A 23529-nucleotide genomic window follows, 5' to 3' on the forward strand; every position below is an offset into this window, starting at 1 on the left:
TTGGTCGCTGTATAGCTAACACCTGCCACCGTAACACTAATGCTCGCCTGGAAATCATCAACAGTACCGCTTAGGGAAGGGGAAGGGGTGGAGGTGGTCAAAGCATCAACTGTGACAACAGGTAAGCTGGTGTCTACAATCAGTTCAGCATATGTAGTATCAGCATTGCCTACACCATCTTTCGCTATTCCTAGTATTTGATAGGTCCCATCTGTGAATGGCCCAAATGTGCCTGCTGCAATAGTCCAGCTTCCATCATTTGCTACAGTCACAGTATCTTTTGTGCCTTCGATAGTGACTGTAACAAAGGCATCAGTATCAGACACGGTTCCTACTACCTCAGGAGAAGTGTTTCCTGTAGTCAAACTATTTATGGTCAACACTGGCGGTGTGAGGTCAACTTGGAGAAGCCCAGTTGCAGTGGCTGTATTTCCACCTGAATTCGTGGCGGTTACTTCCATGGTATAGCTTCCTTCAGCCAAAGCTGAAATGACACCCTCAGTTATTTCCCAGTTTCCATCCTTCAAATTAACAGCAGAATAGCTACTCCCATCTACTGTTAAACTGATCACTGAAAGCGTATCGCCAATGGTACCACTTACTGCTGGAGAAACGTTGTTGGTAGTAAGATCAGAAACTGTGACTACAGGAATTTCCGTATTGTTCTGAATAGTAAATGTTGACCCTTGAGCCAGCCCCATATCTATTTTGTCCTTCGGATCATCAATTCCAAAATTGTCCAAAGTAGGTATTTCAATATAGAAGGTGCTATCATGATTTGCTCCTGCGTCTATATCAGCAGTTAAGTATAGATAGATGGAATCTCCATCATTGAACGTATCAGTCATTGACCAACCCAAAGAGTTTTCTAATTCTTGAGCGTTACCCAGATTAGCTCCTCCTAGATCAGTTGCTACAAGCTCATCATCTATATTGACGGCATAGGAAAGCTGAAATGCACTGTCAGGAAAATCCATTTCATTATATGAACCCCCCAACGTAAAGTATAGTCCGGAAGTGGTAATACTCCCATCTGCTACTGCCCAGACCATTTTGTAAATTAGGTTGTCCGTTGTACCGGCATCCAGATTTTGAGCAGGTAAGCTTTCTGTCACGAATTGGATTTTAGGAGTAACCGGAGCAGCTTGAATACTAAATGCAGCCCCAGCATCTAGTCCCTGGTCAATGATTATTTTAGGGTCTTCAATGCCAAAGTTATTTTCACCTTCGGGCTTTGTGAACCCAATCTCACTACCTTCCATCGCTTCAGCCGATAAATCAGCTGTCACATACCAGTATACTGTATCTCCATCATTGTATGTACTATTAAACAGTTTGCCGATGCTTCCATCAGGAATAATTGGATCCTGGTCAGCAAAGAAAGTGCTCCCCAGGTTAGTCGCATTTTCCAAGCTGTCCTGATTTATAGATTCCCAGAAAGTAAATGAAATAAAATCCGTCTCGTTGAAAGTATAATTGATGGTGTCAGGTGTGATCAAGAATCCGTCCATAGTAGCCTGACCATCTTTGATCACCACTTCGAACTTATGAATCAGTTGGTTAGCAACGCCGGCAGCAAGCACGGTGTCTGATACATTTATAGTTTTTATGTATATCTCAACAGGTGCCACATCGGTGGTAAAAGTATCACTCACAATTTCCGAAAGCTCGAAAGTTGATTCATTTTCAGCTATCCAAAATGTATAATAAGAGGTAGACGGTAACAATTGTGCTTCTCCTGGAATCTGAAACGTATAATTCCCATCGATTGCTTCAAAACTACCAGCGCTTTCCGCAGTGGAACCTGTGCCATCCTGACCCATTTTTATCTGCTCCGCAGAGGGAATGGTGCCGTCTTGACTTACTATATAATATACGGTAGAAGTAGGGCTTACATGCACGTCCAAACTAACATCATAGCTCCCAACTTCTAATACGGAAACTGACAATCCCGGCTGTGAAGACACTACCTCATAGAAATAAAAATCATCCAAAATAACCGGATCAGTAGCAAAAGAATCTGCAAGGACCTGAACCTGGACAGGTCCTTCAACCCCCACATAGCCTGTATAGGTATAGTATTCCAAAGCATCTACATAGAGCGTATCAAGTCCTATGAAGTTTGTACTGTCTGTTGAGTATGCTACGTACAAATAAGCTGGCGAATCAAACGCTCGATAACTAAACCCAAACTCTTGTGTACCGTCAATTCCCGGTGAAACTAATTCTCCTTCCGGATAAAGCTGCAATGCAAGAGAGTCACTCTGAAACAATACGTTTTCCTCAGCTCCATTTATTATTTTCCACTTACCACTTTCAAGGATGACTGAATCACTAGTCAAATTTTGACCTGAAATTGAGTTAAATGACTCGTTGACATATGGATTAGAAACTTGTCCTCCTGCATCAACAGTATAGAAATCATCAATGAGTAGTGAGGCCTCATACCAGCCTGGAACCCGAACTCTCACATATCCTGAATATGCTTCGGTAAATGAATGATTAAACTCCATATACTCCATTGAAGAAGTAGACCCAGAGTTTTCTAGCACCAAATCATCCAGGCTGACACCGGTCAGGATTTCAAAGTCTACAGGTGCAGGATTATCAGCTCGGTGATAAAATCCTAAATTGGAAATATTAAACACATAGGTTTGGATATACGACCCAGAATCTGTCAACATCAGGGACTGGCCACTTTGACCATAGGTAAGTGCGCTATCAGTAGTTACAGTTGTTTGAAGTAGGTCAAAACTGGTATTTGTAAACTCAAATGATCCAGTTTGCGAAACATTAGGCTCTCCTGAGAAATAATCAAAATCCTCATAGTTTACAGGGTTAGGCTGGGAGGTCATAGCCTCTGAAAACCAAAATTCATCAATCACTACATCCGCTGGATCTACCGCTGATGCTCTTATCCTTATGAAACCGCTAAATGGCTCACTGAAGTATTCTTCATGTGAGCTGTAGACCGTATCACCGGCCGTTTGAGCGAAAATAACATTTGAAAAATCTACACTGTCATAACTTAAACTTACCTCAAAGGAAGCGTTGCTGGAGGTATCACTAACACGGTACGAAAACCCAAAGCTTTCCACATTGTCTATCCAATAAGTCTGGATGAAGGAATTCGAATCTGCCAACACCACGGCATTCCCATATTCGTAATAATCCAAAGTAGAATCAGAAGTCACTTCAGCATTCGACAAGACAAAAGCCATTTCAGTAAAAAAATACCCACCGTTTTCGATTACGTCGGTTTGGCCTTCAAAGCTGTCAAAACTCTCATAAACTATTGATGGTGATCCTGCACTGCCAGTAGTCGTGTACACATCCGTAAACGGAACAACATCGGACAGATTACCATTCATGTCTTCCGCTACCAAATAGACATTGTAGCCAGTACTATCCATCAGTCCAGATGCATAAAAATACGCTTCGGAACCAGTCATTACACCTGAGAAATCATAAGGATCTATATACATCGATGGGTCTATAACTTCCGCAACAGAAGGCGCATAAGAACCAAGCGGAGTGATCAACTTGTAAACATTTGCTTCCTCACTTAGTGCATAATAAGTTTCGATATAGTCGCTACCTACAGAATTAATGTAGACCACATCAAAAGTAGGAGCTAAAGTATCTGCGCTACCGAAATTGAAGAAAACGTCATCAATGACAAGATCTGAGTTTCCTCCTGATATAATCAACTCCAACTGGACATTGTCGCCAGCGTGTTCCAGTAATACAGTAGCTTGTTTGAAATCAGCATTGTAAGATGTAATGGTCTCTACAGGCTCTGGAAAAGGGAAACTTTCTCGGTTTTTCACAATGTCAAACGTGACACTGTCAGCCCCTAAGGCAGCATACCAAAATGAAATTTCTACCTCCCCCGGCACATTTGGCAACTTTACACTACCTCCGGAATTATTTAATTTTAAAGCATAAGAAGGGCTATATACTGTTGCAGACTCACCTGCTCCTTCATTGATTTCCCAATCACCAGAACCGAACGTATACAGACCCGAATATGGAAGTTCCTGCAATTCATTGAACTCCTCCATGATATTGCTAGGTCCTGGAGCGGACGGCTTGACAGCATACCCAAAGTCATCGATATGCGCAGCCTGCGTATTGCCCACCTGGCGCAATCTTACATGACCAGAAAAAGTTGGGTCAAAAGAATATTGGTATTTGAGGTAAGAATCTTGAACAAACTTGAGCGTATCCAGGTAAGTGTACTCCACATTTTCTGTAGACGTTTCTACGACTAGTTTTATGGTATCACCAATGGCTGCAGCTGCACGGTAGTGAAATTCGAAATACTCCATTTCAGGCGTGTAAGGAGTAGTTAAGTAGTTGCCATCAATCGGTTCTATTCGGGCGTTGCCTTGTTCACCATTTGTGCCAAACTCAGGGTTGTCTTCCCACACTGCACCATTTACAATCCAATCCATAGGAATCTCCGAGATAAATTGCTCTACATGATCCAAAGTAGGTGCAACTATCTGCGGCGTAAATACCACTGCATCATTTGATAGGGTAAAATGCGATGCAACACGTCCATCATAGTAAGCTCCAGAGGTACCACTATAGTTTTCAATACCTTGAGTAATGAGTGCTGTAGTATCTGATATGTTCGCAGAAGTGGTGTGAATCTCGATGATGTCTGACCCTTCATGAAGTTGGATTTGGAAAGTATGCTGACCACTCTCATTTATGTCTCTTACTTTCAAGAATTCCACTGCAAAAATTCGGTTCGGAGCCACTCCAAGCATTTCATACCTTATGGTGTCGGCCCCTGCAGGGTTGAGGTTTGTCCAATAGCCTGCGATGTAATTATCTGGCAGAATTTGATTAGGAATATTCATACCCTCACAGCATCCATTATCAGAAAAAGGATCGAAGGTGATGAACCCATTACTGCTAATATATACGCTTGATACAGGGTCTTTAAAAAAGTCAAAGTCAAAGTCAAGGAGAATTTCACCGGACATATCATCATCTCCTAAAAACACATATGCCGGTGACTCAAATGCTACGGGGTTAAAATCACCTAATGATACGGCGTATTCGGGGCCTGATTGGCTCTCGCCTTGTTGCAGTAGCCATTCTATGGTTCCCATATCCCCTGGACTATGAAAATCAGGGCCAGAAAAGGCTCCATCATATTGGTTAAATGAAACGGAAGCAGAAAAGCCGGTATCAATTACAACGTTATAGGTTGGCCCAGAACTAAACTCTAGTCCATTAAAGGTAATCGGCCCAATTTCTGTAGAAAAAGTAAGGTAAGAATTGCCTGTGCCTCCAGAAAAAATAGTGTTCGAAACATTAACCTCGCCATTTGTAACCGAAAGCCCATCACCTCCTAGGCCTGTAATAGTTCCCCAATCAAAATTGACTGAACCTCCATTTACAGTAATTTGAAAGTTATCACCAGAGATGTAGTATGGAGTTCCTTCCGCAGAGGGATCACCACCGGTGATATCTAAAAAACCACTGTTGACAACAAGGGATGAACCTGAGTTAAAAGTCAAATCAGGGCCATTACTTGAAAAATCTCCTCCAGATATTACCAATCCACCACCAGAACCATTGAAAGTAGCATTACCCATGCTCAACACACCGTCATTTAACTGTAGCGTTTCACCACTGGCAAACTCCACAACTCCAAGCAGATAATAATCGCTGTAGGTTGTGAGTATCATGCTTGGCAAAGGGTTAGCTTGATGGCTAAAAGTCAACTCACTATCTGCCGACAATTGAGTGCCTGCTTCAAAAGCAATCGAGTCCAGCGCATCAAAGGACCAGCTTGCTCCCAGATTGACCTCCATATTGGAGAAATGTACTGTAGAACCAGCGCCACCCGTAACAAATGAATTATCATAATTTAGCGACTGCTCAAAAAAGACCTGAGCCGAGCTACTGACGGCTATATCGTAAAAATCCCCTCCAGAAATAAAGTGTTGGTTACCCGAAAGCTGTAAAGACCACTTATTTTCACTCCCAATGATTCCCTGTATGTTTACTCCCGCAGAATCATTTAGCGATAGCATTGTTGATTGAATAAAGGCTAATTCTGCACCGGAATCCACCACAAGTGAGTCGTCCAGTGCCAAAATGGTAGACCCGAATAAGTTTATAGTTTTAGTGCCTACACCAGCAAAAATGATCGTGCCATGTGACTGAGTGTTGTGCTGCTCCAATAGCTGATTCGCTCCCGAAAACAACACTGCACCTCCTTCGTATGCCAAAGTGCTTGCAGAGTCCAAAATCAGGTGTGACTGAATATCCAATACATTGGCATTTAAACTAAGAGTGGCCGTATCTGCCAACACCACACCAAAAGCTCTTGCCGTATCCACATCCAATGTCACATCATGAAGGATTTCTACAGGATCTCCTGCTGATGGGACCGTGCCACCCTGCCAGGTCGCAGGCGATGACCAGTTTCCAGTTGCTGCTGTCTGAATCGAAGCAATGGCAGAAACCGTAGGCGTTTGGCTCAGTACAGTAGCACAAACACCTGATTCATTTTTATAAAAAACCCAGTCGTTTTGATCATTACCAGACAGCATATCCAAATCACCATCCGCGTCCAGATCACCAAAACCAGGAGAACTTTCACCCGAAGGCACTGGATCAAAGCCATGTTGATTCACAACATAGCTAGCAAATGATGGAGAATTTGACGTGCCTATATTTTCAAAATAATACCAATTGCCATCAGCACCCCCAGCAACAATATCCAGATCGCCATCAGCATCCAGGTCTATAAACTGGGGAAAGGAATTTGTAGTGGGGAGCGAGGTTAGTCCAAAGCCATTTACAGATATACCAGAAAACGAAGGAGTAGCAGCTGTCCCATTGTTTAGATGGATATTTATGTCGCCATCACCATCTCCCGAGATCATGTCAAAGTCTCCATCAGCATCCAAATCTGCAAAATCAATCCCTCTAATAGCGTTAGATCCTGGAGCAGTAATTCCAAATGGGTTAGTCACTGGTGCCGCAAATGATGGAGTATTGAAATCACCTTGATTCTCAAAGTAATTAAAATCAGCCCCACCACTCTTAAACTGACCGGCCATCATATCCAAATCACCATCTCCATCCAAGTCTACAAAACGTGAGTATCGATGGGTAATATTTTCTGTAGTAGTAATACCAAATGGATTATCCACTGGACCGGCAAAATCTGGTGCCTCAGCGGTACCCGTGTTTTCGTAATAAATAAAATTGATCCAATTCGAGCTCGACATTAGGTCCAAATCACCATCTCCATCCACATCACCGAGGTTTACACCATTCGAAAAGGACGAAGATCCCAGGCCATAAGCTGGAAATGATGAGTTTATTACCTGTGAAGTAAATAGAATGCTATCTCCACGTGTTGCCAGCACATTGAAAGTAGTGGTGGAATCAATAGGTCCTGTGCTAAAGCTTACTGCCTCACCCGTACCTTCTAGAGGGCCATTTACAAGCGCATTGGTACTGTTTTCTCGCAAGTAATAGTTAACACCTGGTTCTGTAGACAGTATGTCTATGAATGTTTCAGTTCCTGATGCTATGGTATCGTGTTGTGCACTTACAGACTGATCCAGAGGATTGGTGCATTGAGCTAGTAACTCACCAGTCAGCACCATTGAGAATAAAAGATAAGCAACAATTCGAGCGGTAAACTTCATATTGGCAATAGATTATGAACCGGAAATTTAGCCGGAACAATTAGAAAATGTAATACCATATATATGGTAATTTCACAAAAATATATTGAAATAATACAGGGATAATGCTGATGCTCAGTTGATTTCGATCAAAATCAATAGGGCCTCGATCAAAATTACCAAAAGATATCTTTTCGAATGTGTACATTTATCGATTAGATCTCGTGGATCGATAGCAGTATTTGGAGCAATCAAAAAATATTAGTTATTTTATATTTTGTATTAAAAAAATTTAATTCCGCCATGACTAGAGTATTATTTAGTTCAGTCTTATTGCTGCTTATTTCAGCGGCATTGCATGCTCAGTCTCCATTCAAAACGAAGAAAGAGCAAAAGTTTTACGAAAAAATCAACAAGCTCTACGAAAACGGAGATTATGAAGGCATCCTGGATAAGGAAGCCGAAATCATTGCCTACTCTGCCGGCCGTGAAGACACGGTGGCTGCCGTCATGAATTTCTTTTTGGGGGATTCCTACTTGCTCTGGAATGATGATTTGGAGACTGCTGCTGAGTTTTTCAGGCAGGAGTATCAAATTCGAAAAGACATTGGTCAGGTTGATGAAGGATTTACCAATACTGCCTTCAATTTGGGTTACGTCCTGGATGAACTCGGTTATTTCAGTGAAACAGAAAAAATCTATCTGGACCTACTAAAAATAGACGAAGAGTTATTCGGAAAAGCGAGTGAAAACTACATTTATGACGCTCAATCGTTGCTCGATCACTACATATTTACAGAAGAGTACCAAAAAGGTTTAGCCCTTGCTCAAGACATTAAAAAAGTGGTCAAGAAAAAAACCTTTGAAGAAGCTATGCTGGAGCGGTTTATCGGCGACTTCTATGAAATGGCAGGAGAAAGCTCAAAAGCCGAAAAACATCTGCTTAAAGCGATCGACTTACTGAACGAGCAGGGAATGTATGCATCGATAGAAAATGTAAGCTTTCTTGTAAGTTTAGCAGGGCTTTATACAAATAACGGAAAACTTCCGCTGGCTGAAGAAGTGTATCTTGAAGCTAAAGATATTTTAAAAAGACTACCTGAAGACTGGACGGACTATGAAGTAAGGCTCAACGGAAATATCGCATTGCTCCAGCAGTTTTTTGGAAATTACGAGCTAGCTGAAGAGATATATCTGGATAATCTCGCCAAAAGTGAAGAGTTATATGGAAAAGAATCCATCAACTATGCCATAGAGACCTTAGAGCTGGGAAATGTTCATTTTTTCAGTGGATCTCTAGAAAAGGCACATGAATATTACAACCAATCTGCTTCCATTCTTGAGCAGACAATGGGTAAGGAAAACCTTTATTATGCCAGAATTCTTCAGAATAAAGCCTATATCCTCGCCAAACAAGAAAAATTTGATGCCGCTATTCAAACTGCCAAAGAGGCTGTTTCTCTGACAGAAGATATCTCTGGTGATAATCAATATCAAACCTCATTTCCGTACTATTACCTGGCAAACGTCTATTTCATGATGGGTGATTTAGAAAACGCCAGAGAAAGCTATGAGAAGTCACTGGCACTTCGAAAAAAGAGTGTAGGCAAGCAACATGATGAATACTCGAAGGCCACACGCTCGCTCGCTACACTCAACTGGGAAATGAATGAATTTTCTGATGCCAAATCGTACTATGCAGAGACTTTTCAGAACTATTTCACACAAATCAATACGATTTTTCCAATTCTCAGTGAAGAAGAAAAATCTAAGTTCTATTATACCAACTTACGACCTGCTTTTGAGCAATACAACTCATTTATAGTAGAAACAAGCCGAGATGAAAAAGAACTGATTGGCGAAATGTATAACTACCAGCTAGCTACGAAAGGCATCATCCTTTCGGCTACCAACAAAGTGAAAAACGCTATCCTTAACAGTGGCGATGAAGAGCTCATCAGTAAATACGAAAACTGGATCAGCCAGAAAGAGCGTTTGGCGAAACTGTTTAGTGCTACAGACATTCCACTTGACATACGAAACGCTAAGATCGATTCACTCACAACTTTGTCAAATTCCTTAGAAAAAGAATTGAGCAAGTTGTCTACGGCGTTCGCAGACAATTTCGCAGCGAAAGACATGACCTGGCAAGATGTGCGAGATCAACTAAAAACTGGGGAAGCTGCTGTAGAAATTATTCGATTTAGAGATTTTGATCCGGCTAAGGGTGGATCATTTACTGAGGAAGTGTACTATGCCGCACTAATAGTGACTCCCGATACCGAGGATTATCCAGAAATGGTAATCATGAAAAATGGTAAAATGATGGAGACACGCTATCTGTCCAATTACCGAAACGCCATTAAGTACAAGATCAATGAAGACTTTTCGTATAAGCTCTTTTGGAGACCCATTGCCAACAAGTTAGAAGGCATTAAAAAGGTATACTTCTCTCCTGATGGTGTGTTTAACCAAATCAGTATCTACACCTTACGAAATCCTGCTACCGGTAATTTCACATTGGATGAATTGGAAATTCAGCTTGTAAATAACACCAAAGATTTATTAGCTGTAAATGCTGGTTCTGCGGCCGACCGTTCCTATCTGTTCGGTTATCCTAACTACAATATGGGAGTCATCGAGCAAAAGCAAAAGGAAAGTGGTGCCTCGGCAGATAAAATCATTAAAGCTGCGGCCGAAGATCGTGCCATGCGTGGTGCAAGCAGGGGAGTAAGAGGCTCGAGAGGTGGAGATCAGGGAGACCTTGCCGAGCTCACAAGATCAGGAAGCCTTCCAAGGGGCCTACGTGGCAACATGCTACGATACATGCGATCTAATGCTATGCTATCGTTGCTTCCGGGTACAAAAAAAGAAGTGAACCTAATTGATAGCTTGTACGCCAAGAAAAACGCTCAGGCAGTTACCTACCTTAGCAATGAAGCTCTGGAGGACAGTATCAAAAAAGTGCAAAACCCAAGAACACTTCACATTGCCACTCACGGATTTTTCCTTGAAAATGACCAAGACCATGAGGGTGAAAAAGACACCTACGTACAAAATCCGTTACTTCGCTCAGGACTTATACTAGCCGGTGCCAATAGCTTCATCAGTGAAGGGGTGATTTCTAACGAAATTCCTCATGATGAAGATGGAATTCTTACGGCATTTGAAGCCATGAACCTTAATCTGGACAACACCGAACTGGTAGTGCTCTCAGCATGTGAAACAGGTCTGGGTGAAGTGAAAAATGGAGAAGGTGTGTATGGTCTTCAGCGAGCCTTTCAGGTAGCAGGTGCAGATGCAATCATCATGTCTATGTGGACGGTAGATGATGATGCTACGCAAGAGCTCATGACCAACTTCTATGAAGAATGGCTTTCAGGCAAAACGAAACACGAGGCATTTATCACTGCTCAGAAAAGACTTAAAGACAAATGGCAGGCACCTTATTACTGGGGAGCCTTTGTGATGGTCGGTAATTAATCTTTAGTTAGCATGAGAAATCAAAGGCCTGGGTTCTTGATGAACACAGGCCTTTGAGTTTCTATGATTTCAATCGACCATCTACCAATTTTCATCGATATTTCACAAGGGAGTGAAATACTTTAGGAGGGTTTACTTATTTTCAAGGCATCCATGCAATCTAAGCCGTCCGAAATTCCAAAGCCTAATCCCCTCGAAAAGACCCTTTTCGAATTTATCTGCATAGTCCAGAGCGTAACCACCGCCTATTTATTCGTTCAGGGACTATTTAGAGCAGGGTGGGACTCTTACTGGGTCATGGACCTGGCCCTCACCATCTGCGGGCTTTCATTCTACTGGCTTTCAAAATACAAAGGCTATTTTCTTCAAATTCGGTTTGTACTGATAGGCTTATTGTTATTAGCCTCCATATTCTTCTGGACCAAGTTTGGTGGAATGTATGGTCACACGGCCATTGGCACACTGGCAGTAGGCGTTATACTTACCTTAATAGCACCACGGTCTCAAAGCAAGTACTTCACCCTCACATATTTCATATTTATGGCCTGCATGGTAGGCATTCAAAGCTTTACAGATATCATCAATGACGATTTTCCAAAAAGAACCTACGCTACCAATTACCTGTTTCTCTCTGCCGTAATCCTGATGGTGGTGTACAAGGTGAAAACTGAGTTTGACAAAGAACGACGCAAAAGCATTAAGCAAAACGCCAACCTTGAGGCTTTGAACGAAAAGCTTCAAAAATCCATTGTGGAAAAAGAAAAAATCATCAAGCAGCTTAGTCAGGCACGGGACCAGCTGGTAGAGTCCGAAAAAATGGCTTCTGTAGGTCGTCTTACAGCTGGGCTTGCCCATGAGCTAAACAACCCACTCAATTACGTCGGGGGCAATGTGCAGCCCATCATTCAAGATCTGGAAGACATTAAAAACGGAATGTCTGATGCACAATTTGCCAAATACCAGCAAAACTTCGAAGAAATCAACAAGCTCCTGATCAATATCATGGAAGGCTCGCAGCGTGCCACAGATGTGGTAAATAACCTGCTTAAAATTTCGCCACAAGCACTGGAAAAAAAGGTTTCGCAGCTATCACTCAATGAGCTGGTAGCTCGCACCTGCATCCTCCTCCAAAATGCGCACCCCAACATTCACTTTTGGATCGTGAGAAATGAAAAGCTCAACATCCTGGGCAACAAGGTAGAAATCAATCAAGTATTGCTCAACATCCTGAAAAATGCCGTAGATGCTGTAAATGGTAAAGAAAAAGGCAAAGTCACCATAGATATCTATTATAAAAACCAACAGAACATCATTGCCATCAAAGACAATGGCGTAGGTATTAGTCCCCCCAATATTTCTAAAATCTTCGAACCATTTTTCACCACAAAGGAAGAAGGAAAAGGAACTGGCCTGGGCCTATACATCTCCTACGGTATTGTGAAAAAACACGGTGGAAAAATCACCTACAAACCACAGGAAGAAGGATCATGCTTTGAAATTTCGTTCCCTTCTTTCAAACCAAGGAAAACAAATAATGTGAGTTAAGGATTGTGAGAAAGAAGATGAACCAAACTCACAATCTATGATACTCAACATTTCTCCGATCACCCTAATTTCTGCTCTGCTGATATGGCTTATTGAGCCAACCGAAATAAACCAGCTCACCATGTGTCACAACACTACCCAGGCTTTTGCACAGCTGAGTTACGATGATGCCTTTGCCATGGCACACCTAGACCCTAATCCGTACCCTGCTCAGGAGTTTAATGGTGAAATGATCACTTACCCCGCAAGCGATGGTAATGCCGCAAACGCCTATTTTGTCAAAGCCAAACAACCTTCAAATGACTACCTCCTGGTCATTCATGAGTGGTATGGACTCAATGCCTATGTGAAAAATGAATCTGACAAGTTTGCCAAACGATTTCCAGACATGAACGTCATCGCGCTGGACCTGTACGATGGCAAAGTGGCCGACAACCGTGAAGATGCCCGAAAATACATGCAGGCAGTTTCAACTGAGCGTGCCCTGACCATTATCAAAGGTGCGGCAGCATTTGCCGGACAGGAAGCAGACCTCTACACCATAGGTTGGTGTTTTGGTGGAGGGTGGTCACTACAGGCAGCTATTACCCTTGGCACTCAGGCCAAAGGAGCCGTCATGTTTTATGGCATGCCCGAGACCGAAACAGACCGGCTGGAAAAGCTCCAGTGTGATGTACTTGCAGTATTTGCCGAGCAGGACAAGTGGATTACGCCAGAAGTAGCAGCCAGATTTGAGGCATCCATGGCTAAGCTCAGCCCAGAGCTAACCCTAAAATCATACGATGCAGGCCATGGGTTTGCCAATCCGAGCAACCCGGTATATGATCAGGAGGCTGCCAGCAAGGCGTACCGCCACGTATTCGATTTTATCAGTGCCCGGCGATAAAAAATCTTTGGCAGTTGGTTTACCTTTACTCGCATGAGTGAAAAGAAAAAACTGTTCCTGCTAGACGCCATGGCTCTGATCTACAGAGCACACTTTGCCCTAAGTAAAAACCCCAGAATAAGCTCAAAAGGCACCGATACGGGTGCCATTATGGGCTTTACCAACACCCTGCTGGAAATTATCACCAAAGAAAAGCCATCACACATAGGAGTGGCCTTTGACACCTCTGCACCTACCTTTCGGCATGTAGAGTACCCCGAGTACAAAGCCACCCGACAGTCAATGCCCGAAGAAATCAGAGTGGCTATCCCTTACTGTAAAGACATTGTCAAAGGATTCAACATTCCGATCATAGAGCTGGATGGCTATGAAGCCGATGACCTTATAGGCACCCTGGCCAAAAAAGCCGCACGCCAGGACTTTGAGGTGTACATGATGACACCAGACAAAGACTATGCACAGCTCGTAGAGGAGCACATTTTTCTATATAAACCCGCTTATATGGGCAATGCCGTAGATATCTGGGGTATTCCTGAGGTGCTCAAAAAATTTGATATTGAAAATGTAGACCAGGTGCGCGATGTGCTCGGACTGAAAGGGGACTCCGTGGACAACATCCCCGGCATCCCCGGAGTTGGCGACAAGACAGCCTCCAAACTGCTCAAGGAATTTGGCACCGTAGAAAACATAGTAGCCAATGCCGACCAGCTAAAAGGTGCACTAAAAAAGAAAATAGAGGAGAATGGCGAGCAGGGCATTTTCTCCAAAAAGCTGGCTACCATCGAAATAGAGTCGCCTTTCGAATTTTCCGAAGAGCAGTTGGCGATGAAAGAACCTATTGCGGATATACTGAACCCAATCTTTGAAGAACTAGAGCTTCGTACCATCGGAAAAAGAGTTTTTGGTGACCAGGCTTCCAATGAAGATTCCGGGCAGCTTGGACTGTTTGGAGCAGCTGAAGGTGGTGAAGCGGGCTCTTCGAAAGAAACACTTGAAGATCGCAAGACCAACTATCACCTGGTAGCAGATGTTGCTGGCCGCAAGGAGCTGATTCGTAAACTGAGCGCAGTACCAGAGTTTTGTTTTGATACCGAAACCACCAGCCTGCAGTCAGTAGAAGCCGAGCTCGTAGGGATCAGTTTTAGTGTCCAAAAAGGAGAGGCATGGTTTGTCACCGTGCCCGAAAACCGGGAAGAAGCCCAGGCTATTGCCAATGAGTTTAAAGAGCTCTTTGAAGATGAGAACACGCTAAAAATAGGTCAAAACCTGAAGTACGACATGCAGGTACTGCGCAACTATGGCATTACCCTAAAGGGAAAAATCTTCGACACCATGCTGGCCCACTACCTCATAGATCCGGAGACGGCTCACAACATGGACGTGCTGGCCGAAAATTACCTCAACTACACGCCGGTTTCTTATTCTGAGCTGGTCGGTACCGGCAAAAAACAAAAATCACTGCGTGAAATTGACCCTGAAGATGTCAAAAATTACGCATGTGAAGATGCGGACATCACCCTCCAGCTCAAAGAAAAGCTGGAGCCCGAAATCAAAGAGTTTAACCTCGGCAAACTGCTGCACGAGGTGGAGGAGCCGCTATCGTATGTCCTGGCCGATATGGAATATGAAGGCGTACATGTAGATGAGGCCGCTCTGGCGGAAATGTCCAAGGAACTGGAAAAAGAAAGCCTTCGTGCTCAAACGGAAATATTTGAAATCGCCGGTCAGGAGTTCAATATCGGTTCTCCCAAGCAGCTAGGAGAAATCCTTTTCAACAAACTCAAGCTGGTAGACAAACCAAAAAAGACCAAATCCGGGCAGTTTGCAACTGGTGAGGACATCCTCTCCAAACTTGCCAATGAACATGAAATCGCATCGAAAATCCTGGAGTTTAGAGAATATCAAAAACTAAAATCTACTTATGTAGATGCCTTGCCCAAGCTGATCAGCAAAGTAGACGGCCGCATCCATACGGACTACCGGCAAACCATAGCCGCCACTGGCCGACTGAGCTCCAACAATCCGAACCTGCAAAACATCCCGATCCGTACCGAAAAGGGTCGTGAAATCCGAAAGGCGTTTATTCCTCGCGGTGAAGACTATCGCATCATGGCGGCCGATTACTCTCAAATCGAACTGCGCATTATGGCCGCATTTTCCGGTGACGAAAGCATGACCGAGGCTTTCAAAAATGGTGTGGACATTCATGCCAACACAGCCAGCAAAGTCTTCAAAGTAGCTCTCGATGATGTAGAGCCCAACATGCGCCGCAAAGCCAAAGAAGTCAATTTCGGGATCATCTACGGTATCTCGGCTTTTGGGCTATCCCAAAACCTGGGCATCTCGCGTGGAGAAGCTAGCGAAATCATTGAAGCGTACTTTACTGAGTTTCCGAAAGTAAAAGCCTACATGGACGAGGTGGTAGAGAAGGCTCGCAAACAAGAATATGTAGAGACCATATTGGGTCGCAGAAGGTACCTGCGAAACATCAACGCCAAAAACTTCACCATGCGTGGGTTTGCAGAACGCAACGCCATCAATGCTCCTATACAAGGAAGTGCCGCAGACATGATCAAAGTAGCCATGATCAAAGTGCATGACTGGATGAAGCAGGAAAACTTAAAATCCAAAATGATCATGCAAGTGCATGATGAATTGGTCTTTGATGCCCACGAAAGCGAGCTCGAATTGCTCACCAGCAAAGTGGATGAGTTTATGAAAACAGCCATAGAGATCGATGTGCCTATGGAAATAGGCATCGGTACCGGCACCAACTGGCTGCAAGCACACTAATTCACTAGAATACTCTTTTAGAAAGCTATTATGGATACCATCCCAAGCCTCACCAACATCAAACGTGCGCACCAGCGAATCTCGAAGATTACGCTGGACACTCCGGTGCTTACCTCACAGACCATCAATGAGATGGCCGGGTGTGAGGTGTATTTTAAATGCGAAAACTTCCAGAAAGTGGGGTCTTTTAAAATGCGAGGCGCCGCAAACATGATCCTCGGGTTTCGCTCGGAAGAGCGCACCAATGGATTTGCCACGCACTCTTCTGGCAACCACGCCCAAGCTGTAGCACTGGCTGCCAAGCTCGCTGGTAGCAAGGCCTATGTAGTTATGCCCAAAAACAGTGCTCAGGTGAAAATCAATGCCACCAAAGACTATGGTGCTGACGTCATCCTGTGTGAGCCCAATGAGCAATCGCGAATCAGCACGTGTGATCAGGTCATCGCCGAAACAGGAGCCATTTTTGTGCACCCATTTGATGACTACCGCATCATCGCGGGTCAGGCCACCGCTGCCAAAGAACTCATGGAAGACGTACCCGGACTACACACCATCATGACGCCCGTAGGTGGCGGTGGACTGGCTGCCGGTACAGCACTTGCTGCACAGTACATAGACCCTAATGTGGAGGTGGTATTGGGTGAGCCCAAAAAGGCCGATGATACCTTTAAATCTTTACAAGCCAATAAAATCATACCCGTAAAAAACCCCGACACCATCGCCGATGGCCTGCGTACCAGCATAGGCGCTCGAAACTTTGAGATTATTCAAAAGTATGTGAAAGAAGTGGTGACCGTCAGTGAAAAGGAAATCATAGATGCCATGCGCACGATATGGGAACGCATGAAAATCATCATCGAGCCCTCATGTGCTGTGCCCTTTGCAGCTTTGCTCAAGGAAAAAGAAAAATACACCGGAAAAAAAGTAGGGATCATTCTTACTGGCGGAAATGTGGATTTAAGCAATCTGCCTTTTTAGATTTGTTGCCCCAAAACAATTGAATGTACAGAGCAAGCGGCGGACGGCCGTTTGAAAACAATTTTAATAATCCAAAATGAAGTATTCTACTACACTACTACTCACACTGGTGAGCCTGCTGGCTATTGCCCAAAAGGAAATCACCTTTGACCAGCTATCTAACTGGACTTTTTACCCCAACTCCGTGCGCAGTGTCAACTGGATGAACGATGGCCAGTACTACTCCGCCCTAAGCCAAAACAAGGTGATAAAATATGATGTCACCACTGGAGAAGCTACCGAAACGCTGGTAGACGGTGATGTGCTAGACATCCAAATCGATGACTATGCTTTCAGCGCAGACGAAAAACAAGTACTCCTCCTGACGGACAGAAAGTCCGTATACCGCAGGTCGTTTACTGCGGTGTACTATGTGTATACGCTAGGGGCCTCTGATGCAGAACTCCTCAGCGAAGGTCGCCAGGCATACGCTACGTTTTCGCCAGATGGCAAAAAAATAGCCTTTACCCGAGACAACAACCTCTTCTACAAAAACCTGGATAATGATGTAGAGGTAGCCATCACCACAGACGGCAAACCAAACGAGATCATCAATGGCAGTACCGACTGGGTATATGAAGAAGAGCTATACCTGACCAAAGCTTTCGTGTGGTCGGTAGACAGCAAAAAGATAGCCTATCACCGATTTGATGAGCGTGGTGTGCGTGAGTACAACATGCAGCTGTGGAATGATGGGGCACTCTATCCGCAGGACTACATCTACAAATACCCCAAAGCCGGTGAAGCCAATTCGATCGTTTCGCTTCATGTTTTTGACCTCACAAATCAGGGAAAAGTAACGGTAGATACAGGCAACGAAACGGACATCTACATCCCCAGAGTGTACTGGACTCAAGATGCCAATACCGTATCGGTGCAGCGGCTCAACCGCCTACAAAACCAGCTCGACATTTTGCATGTGAATGCCACTACAGGCGAATCCAAAGTAGTCCTCACAGACAAAAGTGAAACGTATATAGACCTGACTTACTGTGATGACCTGACTTACTTAAATGATGGCAAACACTTTTTGTACAGTAGCGAAATGGATGGGTTTAAGCATTTTTACCTGTACAAAACTGATGGGACACTCGTGCGACAGATCACAACAGGCAGCTACGAGGCAGAGTCGCTGGTAGGTCTGGACCAAAGTCCGAAAACACCTGTATTGTACTTTACCTCCACGGAGCAATCACCCATGGAGCGTGACCTCTACCGCATAGACCTCAAGGGTAAAAACAAACAGCGCCTTACTACCAGAGGGTTTTCTAAAATCAACATGAGTACGGACTGCAGCTACTATATGAACTATCAGTCTACTGCTACCGAGCCGCTCCAGGTAAGCCTTTATCAAACGAAGGGTAATAAGCTTATCAAAGTGCTGGAAGACAATAAAGCATTGGCCCAAACTACTGAAGCCTACGGTTTTGCGGCTAAAGAATTCTTCACTTTTGAAACGGTAGATGGCACTTCGCTGAATGGCTACTTTCTAAAACCTGCTGATTTTACTGCTGGCAAGGAGTACCCAACGATCGTATATCAGTATAGCGGGCCAGGATCTCAAAACGTGAAAAACGAATGGGGTGGAAGTCATTTTGCGTGGCATCAGCTTATGGTACAAAAAGGCTATATCGTGGCAATCGTGGATACACGAGGTACTGGCGGACGCGGTGCTGACTTTAAAAAACTTACCTACAAGCAGCTCGGCAAATATGAAACCGAAGACCTGATAGCCACAGGAAAATACCTGGCCGATCTACCTTTTGTGGCCAAAGACCGCATCGGAATCTGGGGGTGGAGCTACGGAGGCTACATGTCTTCATTGGCCATCCTCAAAGGCGCTGATGTGTTTAGCCTGGCTATAGCGGTAGCTCCTGTGACTACCTGGAGGTTTTACGATACCATCTATACGGAGCGCTACCTCCAGCGCCCGCAAGACAACCCCGAAGGCTATGATGACAACAGCCCGATCCACCATGCCGACAAGCTGAAAGGAGACTACCTGCTGGTACACGGTACGGGAGATGACAATGTGCATTTCCAAAACGCCGTAACGCTCCAGGAAGCGCTCATCAAAGCCGGCAAACAGTTCGATTCTTTTTACTACCCGGATAAAGCACATTCGCTAAGCGGAAGAAGAGGTCATCTTTATGAAAAAATGACCATTTTTATAGAGAATAACCTCTAACCTGAACGGATGAATCGCCGACTTTTTATAGTGGCAAACCCAGCTTCCGGCTCGCGCAATCTCGAAAAGATCTTGCGCGAGCTGGTAGACTATTGCACCACCAAACAAATGAAATACGATGTATTCCTCACGGCCCAAAGTCAGAATGGCTGGAAGACTGTGGAGGACTACCTGGATAAAACCTACACGGATTTGGTAGTGGTGGGAGGTGATGGCACCATCAATGAATGCATAAACGGCCTGAAATACGACATTCCTGTTTCGATTATCCCCAATGGGACGGGCAATGACTTTAGCAAAACGCTAAATATCGGCAGCAGCCTGAAGGACTACATGCAGACGATGGAAACAGGCCAGATAAAAACCATCGATTTGGGCGTATGCAACGAACGGAAATTTGTGAATGGAGTAGGCGTAGGGTTTGATGGACAGATCGTGGCGGATATGCTCAACAGGAAAAGTATTTTCAAGGGAGCATCGAAATACTACTACTATGTACTCCGAATACTCGCCAGCTATAGCGCCCGCAAATACACCTTTGAGGTAAACAATAAATCCAAAAGCAAAAACCTCATCTTACTCTGTGTGGCAAATGGCACCACCTTCGGCGGCAGCTTCAAGCTCACTCCTCATGCAGATACTACAGATGGCCTGTTGGATGTGTGTGAAGTGGGCAATATTTCGGGATTGGGACGCTTTATGAACATCCACCGCCTGCAATCTGGAAGTCACCACAAACTCAAGAAAGTCAAACTTTACCAAACCCAATCGCTACGTATAGCAGAAAACCCGCGCCTGGAAGCGCACATTGATGGAGAATACTTCGAACACCCACCGTTTGAGTTTAGCGTGCTGCCAAAGGCCCTAAAAGTGCGGGTGAGAAGTTAAGTTGTGGCTTTTTTCTTTTTGAGATACCAGTAGAGTACTGCAGCCCCTGATATCACTACCAGGCTGATAAACTGTGAATGTGATATCCAGCCATCGATGATAAACCCACGACGCTCATCTCCACGAAAGATTTCTATCACGCCTCTGCCCAGTGCATAAAGGCTCACATAGGTCAAAAACAGCTGTCCTTCAAAGCGCTGGTGACGCTTCAGCTGGACGAGTATTACCAAAATAGTCAGTATGAGCGTGACTGAGTAAAGCTGCGTAGGGTGAAGGGGCACACCCACGGGATCCGCCTGTGTGGCAGCGGCCGTGAAGGAAACTCCTACCCAACTATCGGTAGGTACTCCATGGCAGCAGCCAGCAAAAAAGCACCCTAACCGCCCACTAGCGTGAATAATGCATCCTGCGATAGCAATACGATCCATCATTGGCCAAAGCGGCCATTTCAGCTTTCGGAAATACCACACCACGGCCGGTATCACGAAAAGTAGCGAACCGTAAAAGGTAAATCCTGTGCGGAAGCCTTTCAGCATATTGGAGGGCGTACCGAAATAGTAAGCCGGATCCTCCAGATAGAAAAAGACCTTGCCACCTAAAAAGGCCATTACAATGACAATCAAGGCCAGGTTTTCGATGCGCTCCGGCTCAATGCCCAGGTCTTTTTTGGCTGTATGAGCCATGTAAAAGTAACCGAGCATGGCGCCCACCATGATCAGAAAGCCATAGGTATGGACCGTAAAATCACCAATGGAAAATAGTTCTGGATGCATTTAGCCTGTCAGTTTTTGTAGCTAAATATACGGCGTTCATAGCAGCTCCACATCAATTTTTATCCACATTGATTGGACTCAAATGCTGCTATTTAAAAGGATTCCCACCCTGGTCCTGACTGCTATCATACACTCTAATCGCAATGACCTCCGCTTCGGCAGTCACTACCCCCTCCACTATAGACCTGCAGTGCATCACCGTTTTCCGTCCTTTTACCTCCGTCACTTTTGTGCGAAGTTCAATGGTTTTGTCATTTGGCGTGGGCTTTAGGTATTTGATGTTGAGCGTGCCGGTAGCATATCGATACACCGGATCCGAGTCTAGCGAACGATCTTCTTTGCGATATGCATCGGCCATGGCCGTGCCCATGCAGTGGCAGTCTATGATAGTAGCCAGTATGCCACCGTTTAGCAAGTTTGCCCAGCCGTGGTATTTTTCTTCGGACTCCCACTGACATACCGCTTCGTCTCCTTCCCAGTAGCTTTTTACGTGCAAGCCTTCCTCGTTGCTCACTCCGCATCCGAAGCATACATTTTCTGGCATGTGCAGCTGAAAGTAATCTTTACTCATTTCTGATAGGGGTTTCGTGTTGTTTTGTGCCCGAAAGATAAAAATGATTCATCAGCCAAAAGCACAGAAGGGTTAACTTTAACCTCCGGGCTTACGTAGGAGCCTCACAGCGAATAACCCATAAAACACACCCTATGATTCACGTTCTCGACCTACAATTTCAGGGCATCGACCATGCCATAGCTGCCTTTTTGATCGAAACCAGTGCAGGACCAGTCCTAATCGAAACCGGGCCTCACTCCACTTACCAACCGCTAGTTGTTGCATTGAAGACGCATGGCTATGCACCCGAAGATGTAAAGCACGTCTTGCTCACCCACATTCATTTTGACCATGCGGGGGCAGCGTGGGCTTTTGCCAAACACGGCGCTCAAATCTACGTCCACCCTTTTGGCAGCAGCCACATGGAGGACCCCACCAAGCTGTACAACTCCGCAAAAATGATCTATGGAGACCAGATGGAAACGCTCTGGGGTGCAATGGAAAAAATCCCTGGCGAGCAGCTAAAAGCCATCAACCACCTGGAGCGCATTCAGATAGGAGATACCACTTTCACGGCACTGCATACCCCTGGTCATGCCAAACATCACATTGCCTGGGAGCTGGATGATTTGATCTTTACCGGAGATGTGGCTGGCGTAAAAATTGGTGATGGCCCTGTGGTACCTCCGTGCCCACCGCCAGACATCAATCTGGAAGACTGGAACCAGTCTTTGGACATCTTGCTAGAGCGTAAAGCTCAAACGCTGTACCTCACGCACTATGGCCAGATCACCGAAATAGGACATCATGTGCATGAGCTGCGTGACATCCTGCAAGACTGGGCACAGTACATCAAAAAACACTGGGAAGAAGGCATGAATGCCGAGGCGCTGACCCCACAGTTTTCTGAGTACACCGCAGAGCAGCTGCGAGGCAAAGGCGTATCCGAACACGGTGTAAAACAATATGAAGCTGCAAACCCCAGCTGGATGAGCGTAGCAGGGCTAATCAGGTACTGGAAAAAGAAAAGTCAGGATTAAAACTGGGTTTTGTCATGATGATCCGATCTGCCAGCCTGTTGGTTTTGTCAGTTTGAGTTGGGGGACGCCCAGTCTCGAAAACTAGAACAAAACCATGCAGAACTATAGAAGCATGTCGGTCGGGTCATCCTGAGCCTGTCGAAGGATCAGATCCGACCGGTCTTCCCCATTCAGGATGACCCCAACCCAAGGTGACCCGACCAGTTCCACCCTACAAAAAATCACCTCCGACCGTACTAAAATCACCGACCACTATTTAGAAATGGCTGACGACCACTCTAAAATGGCTCACCTACATGTAAAAGTCATTCACCACCATACAAAAGTCGCTCACCACCACGAGAAAATGGCTCACCACCATGCGAAAGTCATCCACCACCATGTAGAAATCGTTCACCACCACGCTAAACTGACTGCTGATCAGTGTAGCGGTTTGGTCTGGTACTCGCTCCAAATAGTTCATAAGGCTAAAGAAATGATGAAGGTACTTTTTATAGCAGGTCAAACCTTGGAGGTTTTAAAAACCTCCAAGGTTTCTGGTTGCAGCGAGGTGCTGTTAGATATAGGATTGTATGAGCTCCTTTTGCATTTTGCTATTTGCCAATTGACTTATGAGACTTTTGCCGTTGTTGGAGTTGTCTCCAACAAGAAAGGTTACTCTTACCCTCACCAAACCCCAAAATTGCTATTCTCACC

At 44.7% G+C, this 23529-nt stretch carries 12 protein-coding genes; 8 read left to right on the plus strand and 4 right to left on the minus strand.

Annotation, left to right across the window (positions count from 1 at the left end):
• Positions 1-7688 (minus strand): FG-GAP-like repeat-containing protein (locus C7460_RS18720; protein WP_185148307.1); only part of this gene is annotated, 7688 nt, incomplete at its 3' end.
• 282 nt (positions 7689-7970) lie between these two features.
• Here C7460_RS18720 and C7460_RS18725 point away from each other — a divergent pair.
• From C7460_RS18725 to C7460_RS18755, 7 genes are all read left to right on the plus strand, one after another.
• Entirely contained in the window at positions 7971-11150 is a 3180-nt protein-coding gene (locus C7460_RS18725) for a CHAT domain-containing protein (protein WP_115869665.1), read from the plus strand.
• A 153-nt stretch (positions 11151-11303) separates the two neighbouring features.
• Complete coding sequence (locus C7460_RS18730) at positions 11304-12695, plus strand: sensor histidine kinase (protein ID WP_115869666.1); 1392 nt, start codon at positions 11304-11306, stop codon at positions 12693-12695.
• Between the two features lie 37 nt (positions 12696-12732).
• On the plus strand, positions 12733-13581 hold the full coding sequence (locus C7460_RS18735) for a dienelactone hydrolase family protein (RefSeq protein ID WP_115869667.1): 849 nt from the start codon (positions 12733-12735) through the stop codon (positions 13579-13581).
• Between the two features lie 33 nt (positions 13582-13614).
• Positions 13615-16374 carry a DNA polymerase I gene (polA, locus tag C7460_RS18740; protein ID WP_115869668.1) on the plus strand — a complete coding sequence of 920 codons (2760 nt, stop codon included), beginning with the start codon at positions 13615-13617 and terminating at the stop codon, positions 16372-16374.
• A gap of 30 nt (positions 16375-16404) precedes the next feature.
• Positions 16405-17352, plus strand: coding sequence for a threonine ammonia-lyase (locus C7460_RS18745; RefSeq protein WP_115869669.1), 948 nt, complete (start codon positions 16405-16407; stop codon positions 17350-17352).
• 76 nt (positions 17353-17428) lie between these two features.
• Positions 17429-19579, plus strand: a complete 2151-nt coding sequence (locus C7460_RS18750) for a S9 family peptidase (RefSeq protein WP_115869670.1) — start codon at positions 17429-17431, stop codon at positions 19577-19579.
• A gap of 9 nt (positions 19580-19588) precedes the next feature.
• Positions 19589-20467 (plus strand): diacylglycerol/lipid kinase family protein, encoded by an 879-nt coding sequence (locus C7460_RS18755; RefSeq protein ID WP_115869671.1) that lies wholly within the window; start codon positions 19589-19591, stop codon positions 20465-20467.
• Here the strand turns inward: C7460_RS18755 and lgt are convergent.
• Both lgt and C7460_RS18765 read right to left on the minus strand, forming a co-directional pair.
• Entirely contained in the window at positions 20464-21240 is a 777-nt protein-coding gene (gene lgt, locus C7460_RS18760; RefSeq protein ID WP_115869672.1) for a prolipoprotein diacylglyceryl transferase, read from the minus strand. The genes C7460_RS18755 and lgt overlap by 4 nt on opposite strands.
• Before the next feature lie 88 nt (positions 21241-21328).
• Positions 21329-21811, minus strand: a complete 483-nt coding sequence (locus C7460_RS18765; RefSeq protein ID WP_115869673.1) for a PaaI family thioesterase — start codon at positions 21809-21811, stop codon at positions 21329-21331.
• Between the two features lie 134 nt (positions 21812-21945).
• On the opposite strand from C7460_RS18765, the gene C7460_RS18770 reads away from it, so the two are divergent.
• Complete coding sequence (locus tag C7460_RS18770) at positions 21946-22833, plus strand: MBL fold metallo-hydrolase (RefSeq protein WP_115869674.1); 888 nt, start codon at positions 21946-21948, stop codon at positions 22831-22833.
• A 292-nt stretch (positions 22834-23125) separates the two neighbouring features.
• Here the strand turns inward: C7460_RS18770 and C7460_RS23560 are convergent, their stop codons facing one another.
• Positions 23126-23296 (minus strand): hypothetical protein, encoded by a 171-nt coding sequence (locus C7460_RS23560; RefSeq protein ID WP_221409581.1) that lies wholly within the window; start codon positions 23294-23296, stop codon positions 23126-23128.
• Between the last annotated feature and the right edge of the window lie 233 nt (positions 23297-23529).

Source organism: Marinoscillum furvescens DSM 4134, assembly GCF_003386095.1.
Lineage (GTDB): Bacteria > Bacteroidota > Bacteroidia > Cytophagales > Cyclobacteriaceae > Marinoscillum > Marinoscillum furvescens.